The sequence below is a fragment of the Kiloniella laminariae DSM 19542 genome (assembly GCF_000374005.1).
GTDB classification, from domain to species: Bacteria; Pseudomonadota; Alphaproteobacteria; order Kiloniellales; family Kiloniellaceae; genus Kiloniella; species Kiloniella laminariae.
This window is the reverse complement of record NZ_KB893169.1, coordinates 23203-39556: the sequence shown is the minus strand read 5'-3', so window position 1 is coordinate 39556 and position 16354 is coordinate 23203. Positions and strand designations below refer to the sequence as shown.

Annotated in this window: 14 protein-coding genes; 5 read left to right on the top strand and 9 right to left on the bottom strand. The window is 50.2% G+C overall.

The features are described from left to right. Positions 1-115 precede the first annotated feature (115 nt). Positions 116-1027: a dihydrodipicolinate synthase family protein gene (locus tag B152_RS0119060; protein WP_020594044.1), complete on the bottom strand. Its 912-nt coding sequence runs from the start codon at positions 1025-1027 to the stop codon at positions 116-118. A gap of 441 nt (positions 1028-1468) precedes the next feature. Here B152_RS0119060 and B152_RS0119055 point away from each other — a divergent pair, with 441 nt between their 5' ends. Next, positions 1469-1948 carry a hypothetical protein gene (locus tag B152_RS0119055; RefSeq protein WP_020594043.1) on the top strand — a complete coding sequence of 160 codons (480 nt, stop codon included), beginning with the start codon at positions 1469-1471 and terminating at the stop codon, positions 1946-1948. Positions 1949-1996: 48 nt separating this feature from the next. After that, entirely contained in the window at positions 1997-2347 is a 351-nt protein-coding gene (locus tag B152_RS0119050; RefSeq protein WP_020594042.1) for a hypothetical protein, read from the top strand. A gap of 202 nt (positions 2348-2549) precedes the next feature. Here B152_RS0119050 and rsmA read toward each other — a convergent pair whose 3' ends face one another. The 6 genes from rsmA to B152_RS24380 form a co-directional block, all read right to left on the bottom strand. Next, a complete protein-coding gene (gene rsmA, locus B152_RS0119045) occupies positions 2550-3428 on the bottom strand; it encodes a 16S rRNA (adenine(1518)-N(6)/adenine(1519)-N(6))-dimethyltransferase RsmA (RefSeq protein WP_020594041.1) in 879 nt (292 codons plus the stop codon). Positions 3429-4201: 773 nt separating this feature from the next. Further along, a complete protein-coding gene (gene pdxA / locus B152_RS0119035; protein ID WP_020594039.1) occupies positions 4202-5296 on the bottom strand; it encodes a 4-hydroxythreonine-4-phosphate dehydrogenase PdxA in 1095 nt (364 codons plus the stop codon). Next, complete coding sequence (locus tag B152_RS0119030) at positions 5293-6534, bottom strand: peptidylprolyl isomerase (RefSeq protein WP_020594038.1); 1242 nt, start codon at positions 6532-6534, stop codon at positions 5293-5295. Before B152_RS0119030 ends, pdxA begins: the two co-directional genes overlap by 4 nt. A 60-nt stretch (positions 6535-6594) precedes the next feature. Then, the gene (locus B152_RS24385) at positions 6595-8781 is read right to left on the bottom strand and encodes an LPS-assembly protein LptD (RefSeq protein WP_169337439.1); all 2187 of its coding nucleotides are present in this window, start codon (positions 8779-8781) and stop codon (positions 6595-6597) included. A gap of 30 nt (positions 8782-8811) precedes the next feature. Continuing rightward, positions 8812-9936, bottom strand: coding sequence for an LPS export ABC transporter permease LptG (gene lptG, locus B152_RS0119020; RefSeq protein ID WP_020594036.1), 1125 nt, complete (start codon positions 9934-9936; stop codon positions 8812-8814). Further along, positions 9933-11102: an LptF/LptG family permease gene (locus B152_RS24380; protein ID WP_020594035.1), complete on the bottom strand. Its 1170-nt coding sequence runs from the start codon at positions 11100-11102 to the stop codon at positions 9933-9935. The genes lptG and B152_RS24380 overlap by 4 nt, the downstream gene beginning before the upstream one ends. Before the next feature lie 205 nt (positions 11103-11307). Between B152_RS24380 and B152_RS0119010 the strand changes: the two genes are divergently transcribed. Further along, positions 11308-12807 (top strand): leucyl aminopeptidase, encoded by a 1500-nt coding sequence (locus tag B152_RS0119010; protein WP_020594034.1) that lies wholly within the window; start codon positions 11308-11310, stop codon positions 12805-12807. Between the two features lie 57 nt (positions 12808-12864). Next, positions 12865-13320, top strand: coding sequence for a DNA polymerase III subunit chi (locus B152_RS0119005; protein WP_020594033.1), 456 nt, complete (start codon positions 12865-12867; stop codon positions 13318-13320). Positions 13321-13389: 69 nt separating this feature from the next. On the opposite strand, the gene B152_RS0119000 is transcribed toward B152_RS0119005, so the two are convergent. After that, positions 13390-14214 (bottom strand): universal stress protein, encoded by an 825-nt coding sequence (locus B152_RS0119000; protein WP_020594032.1) that lies wholly within the window; start codon positions 14212-14214, stop codon positions 13390-13392. Between the two features lie 131 nt (positions 14215-14345). After that, complete coding sequence (rlmJ, locus tag B152_RS0118995) at positions 14346-15128, bottom strand: 23S rRNA (adenine(2030)-N(6))-methyltransferase RlmJ (protein WP_020594031.1); 783 nt, start codon at positions 15126-15128, stop codon at positions 14346-14348. Between the two features lie 356 nt (positions 15129-15484). Here rlmJ and B152_RS0118990 point away from each other — a divergent pair, with 356 nt between their 5' ends. Further along, a complete protein-coding gene (locus B152_RS0118990; RefSeq protein WP_157231181.1) occupies positions 15485-16333 on the top strand; it encodes a substrate-binding periplasmic protein in 849 nt (282 codons plus the stop codon). Positions 16334-16354 lie beyond the last annotated feature (21 nt).

The window sequence follows — 16354 nt, the reverse complement described above, 5'->3', positions numbered from 1 at the left end:
ATCCGGGCAGTATAGTTTAGCAGATATCGATTAGCAGGGAAGCCGTAACTGACCCCTGATCAGATCCGTGACGTCTTGTTCCCTAGGGTTATCGCCTCCTGTATGTGGCTGGCTTCTAGTTCAGCTTGTCCAGTACATCAATGGCCTCGGCGACCCGCGCCTGATCCGCAGGTTTCAGAGGCAGGATCGGCAGGTGGGGAACGGCATCGGTGAGCGACAGGATATTTGCGGCGGCATAGACAACCCTCAGCCCCCCGAATTCTTTGAAGAGCGCCCAGAGCGGTTGGAAAAACTGCTCAATCCGTTGGGTTTCAAGCGCATCACCAGCTTGCGCGGCTTTTGCCAGTTTCAGGGCCTGAACCGGGAAAAGACCGCCGACCACGCTGTACCAGCTGTCTGCTCCGGCAAGAAGGCCTGCCGCGCAGCCCCAGTCGCCGCTGTAGCCAATGGCAAAGCCCTTTGCCCTGCTGCTTCCCTGGGTATGCTGACGCAGCCGCGCCAGATCGGCCTCAAAGGCATTATCCTGTGGCAAGGGCATCTTCACGGCGGCAATGGTCTCAAGCTGTGAGAGACGGCTTAAAAGATCCAGTGAAAAGGTGAAGCGGGTTGTTGTCGGGTTGTTATAGATACAAAGCGGGAGGTCCGTGGCCCGGGCAACCGCAACAAAATGCTGATAGACCTCTTCTTCGGTCAAGGGTGCATAGGAAACCGGGGCCAGCAACAGGCCATCTGCGCCCGCATCCCGGGCATCCCTGGCCAGATGCTGTGCCTCATCGGTTCTGAGCGCGCCAACGCCGACGATCACCGGTACCCGACCCCCGACAAAATCAACCGCCGCAGCAACGGCGCTCTGTCGTTCTGATCGGCTCAGATAGACATAGCCGCCCGTACTGCCCAGCAATCCAATCGAGTTAACCCCGGCTTTCACAATCCGATCCAGCAACAGGCAAAGCTCAGAACTCTTTACCCGTCCATGAATATCGGTCGGTGTGATCGGAAAGGCGGAAAGCCCGTGAAAGAGGTTCATGATGGTGTCCTGGCTTTATGGGTAAGGCGGAGGCTTTGCCCCGGTTATCTAAGCCCGGATTCAGTCCGCCTTGGCGATTTAACAAAATACCGCTTTGTCTTACGTGCTTTTGTCCGCCTGACATAGAGCCATTAAATTTTCAGGACTAGAACCACTGCGGGCTTTTAAGCCAAAACACGAGAGACTGTGACGTTCAGACTTTGTATCAGCACAGATGTGAGAAGGACTTCGGGGCCGAGGCATATAGAACACAGCCAGTTCAGGCGTTTTTCTATGTAAAAGCGGTAAGGCAAAATCCGGAAAGGAAAACAGCTCAAGAGTGCAAAGTTCAAATTTATCGTGTAATGATTGAATCAGATTGAATGTTTCTCGGCGGTTCAGTTGTTTACTTGGCTTTTGGTCGGCAAATGAAATTGGACGACCAAGCCCTAAGAGATTTCCATGAAGTACATTACCATTTCTGATGACGATATTGACTTTACGACAAGCAAGTGGCTGCTTTATTCACTGTTAACCCGTGGCTGTACCCGCTTTTCAGTTGATCTTGTTGATGTTCCGGGGGATAGCAGCTCCGGAAGGAAAGAGAAGCTCAGAGAGTCATTAAAGCCATTTTATATGGGGGTGTCTGTACTTGATAGAATGGTGGCTTATAACGGCGAACCATTCCACAAGCCTCAAGATTGCTGGAAGCTAAATCAAGACAGCTTGATGGTTATTCTTCGTTATATGGGAAGACATCTTTTGGATTGGGATGTTGAACTTAATTCAGGAATCTCGAGTTGGCGGTTCTTCTTCGGCGATACCCTTATTGCCGAAGCTGTTTACGGTTCTGATCATTTTCTGTTTTTTGAGCCGCCTGACTATTTGCTGAAAGTTCTGGCCCAAAAAAACATCCCTGTATCTTACGGGGAAGAAGCCTGAAGCGCCTGTAATCACCAGCCCCCACAGAAAAGGCAGGAGGTTTGATTTATGAATGATTTGAAGAACCTGAACGAATTACTGGCTGGAGTAACTTTTGTCAGGTCGATACGCATTGATATCGAACCAGTTACCTATGCTTATAATATGCTTTTGGTGATGGGGAAACATGCCGACCTTGATGAGGGGATGATATCAGTCTGTTTTAAAGGCGTGAGCAATTTAAACTTGCCGGATTTTGGTGGAGGATTGACCCAGTTTATGTGGCTTCAGATATCGCATTTGGATGCTGGCCTTGATCGAATAAAATACTCTTTAGCCGATCTTGAGAACGAAAGTATATTTTGCCATTTTTATTCCGTTACTCTCTTAACTGAACAGGCTGATAGTGCGGGAGCATAAATAACTTATGCATGTGAAGCTACTGTAACGAGGGGATTTCGCACCTGACAGGAACTACCCTCGGAATGGTGTGATCGGGGCAGTTTTCCCTGATCAATCTCTTCTTCTTTCAGCCCGAGAGACGTCAAGCAGGGGACGCCAGTAATCCCGAAGGGGACAGTCGTTATTGTCTCTATTTCTTGTCTCAGACCAGCCGCCGGAATCAGGAAGCTGTTGTGGGGGGTGTTGTTATTTTCAGCTCTACGAAACAACGCGCCAGGGTACAGAATTCCTCAATGCTCAGTTCTTCTGCCCGCGCGGTTTCCCGTACGCCTGCGCGCTCGATCAGCTCACCCGTGGGCACGCCCAGTGTCTTCAGGCTCTGGCGCAGCATCTTGCGGCGCTGGCCAAAGGCGGATTCCGTAACCTTTTCCAGGGCGGCGACCTCTGCCTGCGCCAGCGGGGCGGCGAGGGGCTCCAGCCGGACCACGGTCGAGGTGATCTTGGGCGGCGGAATAAAGGCGCGGGGCGGGATGTCAAACAGGGCCCGGGCCTTGCACAGCCACTGGGTCATGACGCTCAGTCTGCCATAGCTCTTGGTGCCGGGGCTGGCGGTCAGGCGGTCGACCACTTCTTTCTGGAACATCAGGGTCAGGCTGGCATAGACTGTCGGATCGACGGCGATCTGTTTGAGCCAGCGCAGCAGCAGCACGGTCGAGATGTTATAGGGCAGGTTGGCGACAATGCGTCGGGGCGCACTGCCCAGCGTGCTGAAATCGACGGTCAGGGCGTCCTGCTCGATCACCGTCAGTTTGCCGTCATAGGCCGCGGTGACTTCGGCAAGGGCGTTCAGGCAGCGCTGATCCTTTTCCACGGCAATGACCTGCTGCGCGCCTTCCATCAACAGGCCACGGGTCAGGCCGCCGGGGCCGGGGCCGATCTCGAACACCGTACCCTGATCAAGCGGGCCGCCATTGCGGGCAATGCGCGAGGTCAGGTTGAGGTCGAGCAGGAAGTTCTGGCCGAGAGACTTTTTTGCCGCCAGTTCGAAGCGGGCGATCACATCGCGCAGGGGGGGCAGGCCGTCCGGGGATCTGTTCATGGGGCTGTCTGCTTCATTGCTTGTTCGGATTTACGGGGTTGTTGGGCTCACAGGTCCTGCTGGGGCAAGGCTGCAAGGTTCTAGGGGCTGTATAATCTATCTCTGCCTATTGGGCTATATCTATCGGGGCTTGTCTATCGGATAGTGCCAGATCGTGAAGCCGTATCGTGTTTCTTTATGGTTTTGGTTTATGGCTCTTGTTTATGGCTTGGCGCATGGATCGGTTTGTCGACTTCTGCCCCATGCGATTCTGTTTCGCACTGCCCCGACTGCAACCGGCCCTTTTTGTCTACGCCTCCGGGACCGCCATCAGCCAGCCAGCCTGCCGCCCCGCTCTCTTTCACTGTTACTACTAACGGCGACCACCGTCACGGCTATCACGATCATCGGGCCCGTGGATCGTACCGCCACCGCCATCCCCACCGCCATCCCCACCGCCATCCCCAACGTCAACGCCATCGTCTCCACCACTGCCACGGACACTTGGATATTGTCACCGAGCGCAGCCGATATGCCAGTTCCTCTCCGTCTTGGGGAGGCCGATCAAGGAGCGGCTGAGCCCGCCCTTCCGGTCCAGGAAGCTTCTGCGTAGGGATCTGGGGCAGACGGCTGATGTCACATCCGGGAGCCAAATAGGGGAACCAGATAGGGGAGCCGGATATCGGAGCCAGACGTCAACTCCAGAGCGCGGGATGTCCATGTGGGGGGAAATCGTGGGCTCGGGGAGTGGGCCCGGAGCACTGTAGCAGGGGCGGCCTGGACCGGAAGGGCTGTTACGGGGCCTTCGGTGCTTGACGGCGGTTGCCCGCCACCTTTGTTGTCATCTCTGCCGCCATATCAGCGGCCATATCCAGCGCGGCGAGCAGGCTGTCGGGCTTGGCGATGCCCTTGCCCGCGATATCAAAGGCGGTGCCGTGGTCGGGCGAGGTGCGGATAAAGGGCAGGCCGAGGGTGATGTTGACGCCGCCGTCGAAATCCAGCGTCTTGATCGGGATCAGGGCCTGATCGTGGTACATGCAGATCGCCACGTCATAGTTTTTACGCGCTCCGGCGTGGAACATGGTATCGGCGGGCAGCGGGCCGATCAGGTTGATGCCTTCCTTGCGCAGGCGTTCCAGCGTCGGGATGATCAGCTCGATCTCTTCCCGCCCCATGGAGCCGTTCTCGCCCGCATGCGGATTGAGGCCGGAGACCGCGAGGCGCGGGGCAGCGATGCCGAAGTCTTCCTGCAGCGCGCGGTGGGTGGTTCTGATGGTGTGGCTGAGCAACTCATCATTCAACTGTTTTATGGCCTGTGCGAGGGCAAGATGAATTGTCACCGGCACGACCCGCAGCTGTGCGCAGGCCAGCATCATCACCGACGGCGTGGAAATCCCTGCTAGATCAGCGAGATACTCCGTATGGCCGGGGTGTCTGAAGCCGATATCATAGAGCGCCGCCTTGTTGATCGGGTTGGTCACCACCGCCGCGGCCCGCTGCTGCTGCACCAGTTCCACCGCCCGCTCGATCGAGGCGAGCACTGCCTTGCCGTTCGCCGGATTCGCTTGCCCGTAAATCACAGCATCTGACAACTTCTGGCTCAGAACCGGCAGCGCCTCGGCAAAGCAGCCTGCAGCTTCTTCGGGCCCGGTGATCACCTTGATCGGAACCTCCAGCCCAAGCTGTGCCGCCAGCGTTTCCAGCCGCTGCGGATCATCGATGGTGAAAAAGGGGGAGGCTGTAGTATGCCGTCGCTCCAGCCAGGCCTTGAGTGTCAACTCGCCGCCAATCCCCGCCGGTTCACCCATGGTCAGGGCCAGGGGAAGCGTGGGGGCAAGAGCCCGAGAACGAGCCGAGGGAAGGAGAGGAGAGGTCGCGGCCTTTGTCACAGGCGGATATCCACATTGGAGCTGCGGCGCAGATCCAGCAGATAACGCCGCGCCAGGCTATCCAGCCTGTCATCGGCAAGCTTCTGCTCAATCGCCAGGCGGTCAATCCCGCCGCTGGCCTGGCGGTCACAAACCGCGATCACGGCAATTCCGCCGGAAACCTGTATGGGAGCAGAGACTTCGCCGACCCTGACAGTGCGAATTGCGTCGCTGGTCGCGGGCGGGAGATCTTTGGTGTTGATCGTGCCCAGGTCACCGGATCCCTGATCACCAAGCTCCTTGGCAAGGGCATCCATCGTGCTACAGCTCTCATATTTGCGCCGGGCATCCGCAGCTTTGGATTGGATCAACTGACGCTGTTCAAATGTCGGGTTCTCGGGCAGGGCAAAGAAGAACTGCTTGAGGTGAACCTTTTCCTCGCTACGCGTGGATCGTTCGTCCTGTATAAGCAGTATATAATAGCCCCGTGTTGTATGGATTGGCCCCAGGATGGTTCCAGGCGTAGCCGAGGCGACGGCAGACTGGAGTTCCGGGGCGAGCTGACTGCTTTGCAACCATCCCAGATCGCCTCCAAGGCTGGCGCTGTTGGACTGGGAAACCTGGCGGGCGATAGCCGAGAACTGGGCGCCGCCATTAATTGTCGCGAGGGCTTCGTCAGCCTGTTGTTTCACCCGTGCTTCATCAGAAGCGGTATCAATGCCCAAAAATATCTCAAAGATCCGCTTTTGTGTCTTGGCTCCCTCGGCCTGGACCTTGGCGACAACTTCTTCAATTTCGGCATCTGTAATGTTAATCGTCGAACGAAGGCGGGCGTTGATCACTGCTCTCCAGGCAAGTTCTGCACGGAACTGGTCATAGAGCGTAACTGGCAGAACCCCCTGTTTCCTCAAGGTGTCAAGAAGCTGCTCTTGCGACATATTATTCTGGGCTGCGACCTTGCCAAAAGCACTCTGTATTTCCTGATCTGAAATAACGATATTCAGCCGTTCTGCTTCTTGAAGTTTGAGTCGTTCATCAATTAGTGTACGGACAACCTGCTGTAACATATTACGCCGGAGATCCGGGGAATCTTTCCTGCCTGAGGCGATGATGGCGAGCTGGGTCCTCTGGGCAACATCCAATAATGAGATGATGTCATCATTCACAACAGCTGCAGGGCGCAGGACATCCTGAGAAACAGCCGGATTTCCACAAAGGAACAGGATACTCATCAAGGAGGCGAGAAGTATGCGTTTCATGAGAGTATCTAATTCCTTATTGCTTCAGTAGAGTGGGCATCAAGCAGGTTATCTCTGTGACTACAGCGGTTGAATAGTACCAAGATGTTTGAAGGTTAGTTCAACCGTGAATCTGTTATCTGGTTCAAGTTCCCTATCGCGGAACCAGGTGCGTGTGTAGAGTGAATCAATAATGATACACTCATCCTGATAAATCATTCCCAAGCTGGCTTCGCGGGAATCATCCTCATCAAGATCCCGGGTGTAACTTGAGTTGAGACTCCAATATTCAGTCAGTTGGCTATTGAGACCAATTTTGACTTCTTCACGGTCACTGGTTTCATCGTCGATATTATCATCTTTCAGGAAGACATAATCCAGATTGAGGTTGAAGGCTTCTGGTCCTATTGTCACCTCTACCTCATTTCGGTTTACGCTGAAATCGTCAGGGGCAATTCGGAAGCGGTAGAGGGCATCAAAATTATCAGTGGTGTAGATGCCGACATGGCCGACAATATCAGAGAGGGGATCGCGAAGACCCGAGTTCTCTTCATAAAGAGCACTCTTTCCGTTAAACCGATAACTCTGCCCTAATAGGAAATCAGCTTGATTCCCTGACGTTGTGCTGGCTGTCCACTTAAAACCGTAACTGACCCGGCTACCGGAATCGACGCGGTCAGTCCCCGCAAAACGATTGAGTGAAAAGAGTGAGGTATCATCGAACTCAAACTCCTGGCTATCATCATTGGGAATTTCTCCGGGGTTCGATCCGTTTGGTGCTAGGATACCCTGCACGATCGGCTCGACCGTCTGGGTGAAATTGCCACGGTAGCTTGCAAAAGGATAACGCCATTCCAGAGCTAACTGAGGGAATACTCGCCCGGTTACTCCACTATAGTTATTGTCGCTGGAACGGACGTCAGAACTGTCCTGGTTAACATCATTCACCCAGTACCCATCGGTTTGCACTTGCCCAGTTAGTTTGTATTGGTCTCCCCAGGAACCTGTATGAGGGAGATCCCACCCACCAATCATAGAGAGACGACGACTATCGCGTCCTTCTGAGCGCGCTAAAGCTTGAAGATTCGAGTCCAGCCGATAGGTCCCCCCACGTATGCCGGGTTGACTGACGAAGTTATATTCTGCCCGTGGGAGAACAAAAGGGTTTTCAGAATCATTTATATCACTTCTCAAGCTTTGAAAGGTATAGCTATCGATTTTTGCATAATTTCGGCCTCGAAAACCCTCGGCAAAAACACTAGTTTCCAATTCAGAGTCAGTATTGAAGCCATAAACTCGTCCATAGGTATCATCTGTCGCACGTTCTAAATTGTATCCCCATCTCCAGGTTCTATCTATATCGAAGCGTCCTTCACTAATGATTTGTCCTCGAAATTCATTGTTACGGACAGTATCGTTACTGTCTCTACGGTCCGCAACTGTTGCGCTTGCCTCAATAGATAGGTCGCCGGTATTGAATTTTCGTTCGTACTCACCAGCTAATACAATGCCTTGTTTTGTTGTTGCTATCGGGGCAAAAAGAAATTCAGATGAGTCATCTATAGCCCAGTAATAGGGGATCTGAAGTGTATTCCCAAGCTGGGTGGAGCTTCCATAACTAGGGAGAAGAAAACCGCTTCGCCGTTTTACCGTTGGGTCCGGGTGAGCAAGATAGGGTGTGTAGATGACAGGAACCCCGAATATTTCCATCCAGGCATGATCGTACTTAATTGTTTGCGAAGTTTTGTTGTGTGTAACCTTCTTGGCTTTTAATTGCCAGATAGGGGCTCGATCAGGATTGTCTTTGCAGAGTTCACAGGGACTAAATACACCGTTAGTGAAGACCGAAATATTTCCGCCGGTCAGTTGTCCACTACTTGCAGCAAGCCTGCTGCGATCTGAAAGAAGGACTCTGATATCACGGATGAACCCTTCTTTCAGATCTTCTGTGAGTTCTACGTGTTCAGCAAAAATAATATCGCCGCTTGGCTCCAGTAGGCTGATGTTGCCTGTCGCGGTTACCACATTGTTGTTGATGTTATAAGAAATTGTATCAGCGAGAACAGTCCTCTGTCCTTGCGATATTTCTACATTCCCAGTTGCTGTGACTACGCCCAAACCTTCGTCGTAAATGACCTCATCAGCGCTGATCAACGCAGGTAAGTTTTGTTCAATGGCGTCTACTGCCTGTGCATGTACGAGCTTGGCGCTTATTACACACGCAGAAAAAGACAGTGACAGGGCGATCGCCGAAACACTGTTTTTCATAACTCTGTTTATCCCCCCAAAAGACATCGCTTAACCGTCTTCCAGATGTAGCAACATTGTAACGCCTAGCAATAAAGATACTCCTGCTGGAGACCACGCGGCCAAAGCAATAGGGACCTTGGCGGATTGCCCCAGCGCAAAAACAAAGTTGGAAAGAAAATAAAGCATAAACCCGGTGAGTATACCGGAAAGGATCATCAGGCCAACCCGTCCACGTCTATGTTGCTGCATTGAAAAGGTTGCGGCAAGAAGAACCATTGCAATAAACAGAAAAGGTTTGGAAAGGAGGCGGTGGAACTGCAATTTATGCTTGATTGCAGAAAATCCTGCATTTTCAAGCAAGTTAATAAAATAGGGAAGTTCCCAAAAGGAAATCGACTTCGGAGTGGCAAAACTCTCCTGTACTTTTTCCATTGTCAGCTCTGTCGGCAGTCGGGTTTCTTCCAGAAAGGTTGGTTTTTCTCCGGGAAAGGAATGCCAGACTTTTTCCAAAATCCAGCTACCATCAGCCAGTTGGGCCTTAGTTGAATCGTACCGCGAGAGAAAATCACCATCTTCGGCCAGCTGAAAGATGATCACTCTGTTGAGTGAGAGGTCGCTGTTTACTGAACCAGCATGGATGACGGAGATACCTGTTTCGTCTGATTGCCGAAGCCACAATCCGGTTTCTGAAACTTTGAAAACGGCCTGATCGCTTTTTTTGTACAGCTGCTCAAGTTCTTTGTTTTTGGCGAAGAGAGCAGAAGATATCGGGTTTATAACAGCAAAACTGAGTACCCCGATCATAAGAGAACAAAAAGCGAAAGGGAGAATGATACCCCAGATTGATACGCCAGCGGTTTTGATAATCACCAACTCATTTGCGCGAGTCATCTTCCAGAAAGTTGCCATTGCGGCGAAGAGAATCATGAAAGGCATGATTTCCTCGCTCAGTTGAGGCAAACGATAGAGAACAATTTTTACGATCTGTAAAAAGGGAACGGCCTTATCTTCGAGATCATCTGACACTTCGAGCAGGGAAATCAGGAATACAACCCCCATAAGTACGGCAAAAAAACCGAAGAAACTGAAAAGGTAGTTTCTGGAGGAATAACTGAAGAGGGTCCAGGAGATAAAAGCCGGTTTTACAGTTCTTTTTTCATGAAAAACAGTCATCCCCTCGATCGCTCCGTTAACTGGTCACGAGATTCAGTCTTCTGATCATCTTCAGTACTTTCTGAATTTCTGAGTGAAACGTTTCTCTTAGCTTTTTGTAGGACAAAAACTGAAATCATAATGACGGCAAGTGGCCAGATATAGAGAACGGGGATAAGATTTGAGTTTTTTTCTGTGATGTCTTTGAGCAGAAACATTGCCAACATCATTAAACCCATACAGCAGATGGCGACCATTATCCTGCCGAGCTGTCCCCGTCGGCTGAATTCTCCTGAAAGGAGGCAGGCCAGGGCAATGAAAGCCATTGCCAAGGTGAAAAGCGGGCTGGAAATTCGATAATGTCCAGCTGCGACGAGTTCATCAAAATTATCCAAATCTCGTGGGTTTTCTGAATCGGGAAAAAGAAGCTCCGAGAGGAAGCGTTCTCTTGGTTTGAGCCAGCGATCGCCTTCATCCTGGCTGATGTTAGCAAATTTCAACACATACTTGTCAGAATAGGCAATTGAAAGGCGTCCGGTTTCAGGATCAATTTCCTGTCGGCTGGCATTCCAGAGTATCGCTCTGAAATCATCCTGTTCTTTTAACAGTGCTCCAGTCTCTGCCAGGTAGGTGACCTGAACACCGACGGTGCTGCTGTCATGGACAAGCAGTCCCTTTAATTCTCCTGCTGGCGTTTTCTCTTTGAAGTAAATTGTATATTCGTTGTTAAGTGTATTGAATTTTCCTTCCTTGAGAAGGACGGGGGAGAGATTGTCCCGAAAATAGTGCTGGAGTTCCCTGAATTCGCGGTAGGAGGCGGGGAGGAAATAGAGGTTGATTGAAACCACACAAAGCATGGCGAGCACACCCAGCTTGATCCCCGGACCTGCGAGCTGAAATTGTGAAAATCCAGCTGCTCTCAGGACGATCAGCTCGCTGTCGGTGTTGAGCTTGTTATATATAAACAACACCGAGCAGAAGGTTGCGACCGGAATCACGATGACAAGAAAGTAGGGCATCAGAAGAATGACAAAGTAGAAGAAGGTCGAGGCTGGCAGACCATCATTTACGATCATGTCCACAAAACGCAGGGATTGCGCCAGCCATACGGCCACAGCAAGGGATATCGCGACGGATATGGCGAATAAAACCAGCTGCAATAACATGTAACGTGAGATAATCTGCATCAGTGTCCGAAATCTGTCTCGCAAAATATACTGTGAAGAAATAGCCAGAACAGCCTTGCCACGTCCAGTTAAATCGTGGAACTTTTACGTTAGATCAAAGAGATTTGGGTGAACACTTGAAAGTTTTCTGATTTGCGTCAACTTCAGAGGACCGAGTAACAAATTTTGTTCACCGTTTCATTAATTCATATTCAAAGAGGATAGCATGAAGTTTTCCTTCATTTCAGGAAATGTTCCCACAACAGCTGCGCTGGTTGTCACCGTATATGAAGACGGAGAGTTGTCCCCAACAGCAGGGGCCATGGACAAGGCCTGCGGAGGAAAGATCCTCAGGGCAATGGAAAACAGCCGTTTCAAGGGAAAATCAGGCGAGCTCCTTGATATTCTCGCTCCAGCAAACCTTGATAACAGTCGAATTCTCCTGGCAGGCCTTGGCAAGAAGTCAGCTCTTAAGGTGGTTGATCTGGAGAATCTGGGGGGGCGTGTATACAAGGAGCTGTCCGGCAAGGGGGAGACCGAAGTCTGTATTGCAATCGATGGATTGTCGGCAGAAGGCAAGGATGAGGCCGTACTTGCGGCGCATGTGTCTCACGGTGCCTTGTTGAGGTCCTATCGGTTTGATACCTACAAGACCAATATCAAGCCCGAGAGCATGCCCTCTTTGAAGGCAATGACGGTGCATTGTGCATCCCCGGAAAATGCCCAGACTACTTTTGAGAAGCTTGAGAAAGTTGCTCAGGGCGTCTTGTTTACCCGCCAACTGGTATCAGAACCACCAAACCGCCTCTATCCCGAAAGTTTTGCCGAGCAGGCAAAGGAACTCGAGGCAATGGGTGTCAAGGTCACGGTTCTTGGTGAAGCTGAAATGGCTGATCTTGGAATGAATGCCCTGCTGGCCGTTGGCATGGGGTCCGCCAGGGATTCCAAGGTCGTGATCATGGAATGGAACGGGGCACCGGAAAGCCGGGAGCAGAAACCTCTGGCTTTTGTGGGCAAGGGGGTGACTTTTGATACGGGAGGTATCTCTCTTAAACCTGCGGCGGGCATGGAGGACATGAAGTTTGACATGGGAGGTGCCGGGACAGTCTATGGCCTAATGAAAGCTCTGGCGGGGCGAAAAGCGAAGGTCAATGTTATCGGGGCCTGCGGGTTGGCCGAGAACATGCCTTCGGGCAATGCCCAGCGTCCCGGAGATATCGTAAGGTCCTATTCCGGAAAAACGATTGAGGTACTTAATACCGATGCAGAGGGGCGTCTGGTACTCGCAGATGTTCTGTCTTATGTTCAGGAAAAGTACAAACCCCGGCTGATAATCGATCTGGCGACCCTTACCGGAGCCATCCTCGTTGCTCTGGGCAATGATATCGCAGGTATCTTCTCTAATAGTGATGATATATCCAGCAAGCTTGTTACCGCAGGAGAAGCTGTTGATGAGCGGGTTTGGCGTCTGCCGCTGGCTGATTGTTATGACAAGCTGATCGATAGTGAGGCTGCTGACATGAAGAATATTGGTGGCAGATTTGCCGGATCCATTACAGCAGCACAATTCCTGCAAAGGTTTATCGAAAACGGGACACCCTGGGTTCATATCGATATTGCCGGCGTTGCCTGGTCTGCAAAAGACAAGCCGATTTCAGAAAAAGGGGCGACGGGGTTCGGCGTTCGCTTGCTTGAACGCTTCGTTGCCGATAACTACGAAGCTTGACCTATCCAGAAGAGCGAACAGCGCAGCTGTTCGCTCTTCCAAGAGATGACGTGAATTATGGCTGACATTAGATTCTATCATCTGACCAGAACACCGCTGGAATCTGCTTTGCCAAAGATGCTGGAAAAGGTTTTGGAGCGGGAGCAGAAAGCTGTTGTCTTCTCCGGGGATGAAAAACGCCTTGCAGAAATCGACCAGGCTCTCTGGAGCTATCGTCCTGATTCTTTTCTGCCACATGGCACAAAACGAGACGGAGTACAGGACGAACATCCAGTCTGGTTAACCGTACAACCAGCAGAAATTAAATCGGCTGATGTCATTTTCCTGATCCAGGGAGCAAGCGCAGAACAGCTATCTGATGTAAAAGCCTCGCTCTGCGCCATTTTGTTTGATGGTAATAACTCTGTTTCTGTACAAGCGGCGCGAAGCCATTGGAAGAATCTGAAAACTGCAGATCATGACCTGACTTACTGGCAACAGACGGAACGCGGCGGGTGGGAGAAGAAAGCCTAACAGTAACCTTCTGCTGTGGCATCTGCACCGTTACGTTCACTTTGTCGTCTTGTAGATTATTCTGCAAAATTAGTGAGACAAGAGGACCGGGATTTGCTGGTTGGCAAAGAGGCTCTTCGTAACTCCGCCAAAAATCATTTCCCTGATGCGGCTGTGCCCCCATGCTCCAGCAACAATAAGTCCGATGTCTTCGCTCTGGGTTACTCCCATTATAATATCTTCCGGGAAGGGGCTTTGCTCTGTTCTCCGTTTACAGATGATTCCATGGCGAGAGAGGTGGTTGGCGATATCATTCTGGGAAATACTGTCTTCTTCAGTTTCTCCAACAGAAAGAAGGACAACTTTCCTGGCAATTTTTAAAAGTGGCAATGCACCTTTTACAGCCCTGGCAGCCTCCGGGGAGCCATTCCAGGCGATCAGGATATTCCCCGCGATATCATCCGGGATCTTTTTATGCGGGACAGCAAGAATGGGTAGGCCGTTTTCCATTAACAAGGAGCCGGAGAATTCAAGTTCATCGGCAAAATTGCCTTTGGACTGGCTGATAATTGTGAGGTCAGTAAAGCGGGCATGGAATGCGACAATATCTACTTCGCGACCTTCAAGTTGGCGCCATTCATGGGAAATACCGGCTTTTTCTGCTTGCTCCTCAAAAACTTTCCGAAGCTCATTGGCCTGGTTCTGAATATTTTCCCGTTGAGTTTGAATTACCTCTTCCGGGAAGTAGCCTGTTATGCCGTGTGGAGCCCCGTAAAGGATTGCTTCCGGGGTCTTGAGAGCATGTACTCCGATAAGATGGACGCTATCCTGCTTTGCAGCCAGCTGGAGGGCCGTCATCATACGCGTTACATTTTCCGGATGATTATCAATTTGAATCTGGATATCCCGTAGCATCTTGTTCCTCCACTAAATCTGTTAGGCGGAATATTGAAAACGCCAGAATTTACATATGCAGCGATCTCTTTTTCTATATTGGTCAAAGAGAGATCGAAAAGCATTGATCAAGATCAATAGGCGGTAGAAAGCTATAACTTTTGTAACTTTGATGATTGGATCAGAGCATCTTCAATCCCGGAAGGAAGATTAATATAGATCAAGCCGCTGCCGTACATTCCTCTGACGGCATTTCGGTCCGCAAAAACAATCTCCTCGTGCCGGAATTTTGGCAGTTCTGCTTTTTCGAGCAGGCTAGACATTTCTTTGTGGCGATCATCCTTGAGCAGAGGGTACCATAGTATAATGACAGCTTCTGGCCACTTATTGTGTAATTTCAGAATGAAATCTGCAGCTGCCTTGTATTCACTTTTAACTTCGTAACTGGGGTCAATAAGAACGAGCCCCCGACGGCTTTCTGGTGGAGAAAGTGCCATCACACCTTCGTATCCATCCTGATGATGCAGATGAATATTTCGAGCGCGCATATTTGATTTCAGGGCGAAGAACTCTCCGGGATGGAGTTCCATCAAATGTAAATGGTCATTTTGTCTGAGCAGACAATGCGCGACTTCGGGTGAACCCGGGTAGAAATCGGGTCCATATTTCTTTTTGGTTTCTCTGATCGTATGGAAATAAGGGTGTTTTTTGGGCCATTGCCCTTTTTCCAAAACCTTGAGAATACCTTCTTTCGCTTCCCCGGTTTTCTCGGATTCAGGAGCCGTTAAATCATAAACCCCCCTTCCGGCGTGAGTTTCCATGTAGTGAAGTGGTTTGTGCTTTTCTGTTAGCTTGGACAGGACGATGGACAAAGCCGCATGTTTATGGACATCAGCGATACAGCCTGCATGGTACAGGTGTTGATATGATAGCATTTATGCGGTTTCCCTGTCAGTTTGGTCCGAGAGACGAATATCGCTGAAGACGATTTAAGAATGTTCTGTAGTTGTTTTTGATATTCCAGTCGGTGAATATTCTATGTTTTTTGTTGTTTTGGGTGAAATTTGAATTTTGGTAGAAAAAATTGAACGTTCTGGCCTTGGAATAAAATATTAAGGATTTTTTATAGCATAAGAGATACTATTAAGAGGATCTGCATTAAAGGGTTTCGACCCATAGTTGATCGTATATTTTGTTTGTAGTGTGATAGGTAGTGTTTTTCTTGATGATTGACTGAAGAACATGTCCTGTATTTTCTTTTTGAGCTTTGCTCAAGGAGCTGGTTTTGAGGTTGTTTAATCTTCTGATCTGTTTAAGTAAAGAAATCAACCTTCGATTTTTCAGGAGGCTGCTTCTTTCACTGATACTTTTATTTTCATGTGAAGAAGTACTCTACGCGTCAGATTTGAAACTGCGCATAGGCTATAACGATAATGCATCATTTCCACATTTCCTGGGAAACAGTTCTCTACCTTTCGACCCTCCCGGCATCTCTGTTGAAATAATCAGTATTGTTGCATCAGAGCTTGGAGTGGATGTCGAGTTTATCCGCTTGCCTGGAAGGCGTGTTCTGCATGAACTCAAAGCGAACAGGCTGGATGCAGCCTTTATTTTCTCATTTAAGCCTGAGCGTCAGGAATTTGGGGTCTTTCCCATGCTGGAGGGGAAACCGGATTCCGAGAAGAGGCTAGCTGTATTGTCTTATGTTCTTTATCGCCTCAAAGGCACGGAGTTAAATTGGAACGGACAGTCATTTTTGAATTTGAACGGAGCGCTAGGAGCAAATGCCGGATACTCCATTGTTGCTGATTTAAGGAAAAAGGGTGTGGTTGTTATAGAGGCGAAAACCACGGAAACCAATTTCCTGAATCTGGAGAATGCTCGTATCGTTGGTGTCGCTGATCAGGAGGTTGTTGCCGACAGCTATCTTGCGACCAACAATATAGATACCATTGAGAAGGTTGATGTGCCCTTAGCGACGAAAGATTATTTCCTTATCTTCAGTCATCAGTTTGTTGACCAGTATCCAGAACTTGCTGAAAAATTCTGGGAGCGTATAGCAGAAACAAGAGACGAACTGACAGAACAGCTCATCCCTAAATACGTTGCGGCAGTACCAGAAACATCACTTAGTAACTAATAAAACTCTATTCAGCCATGC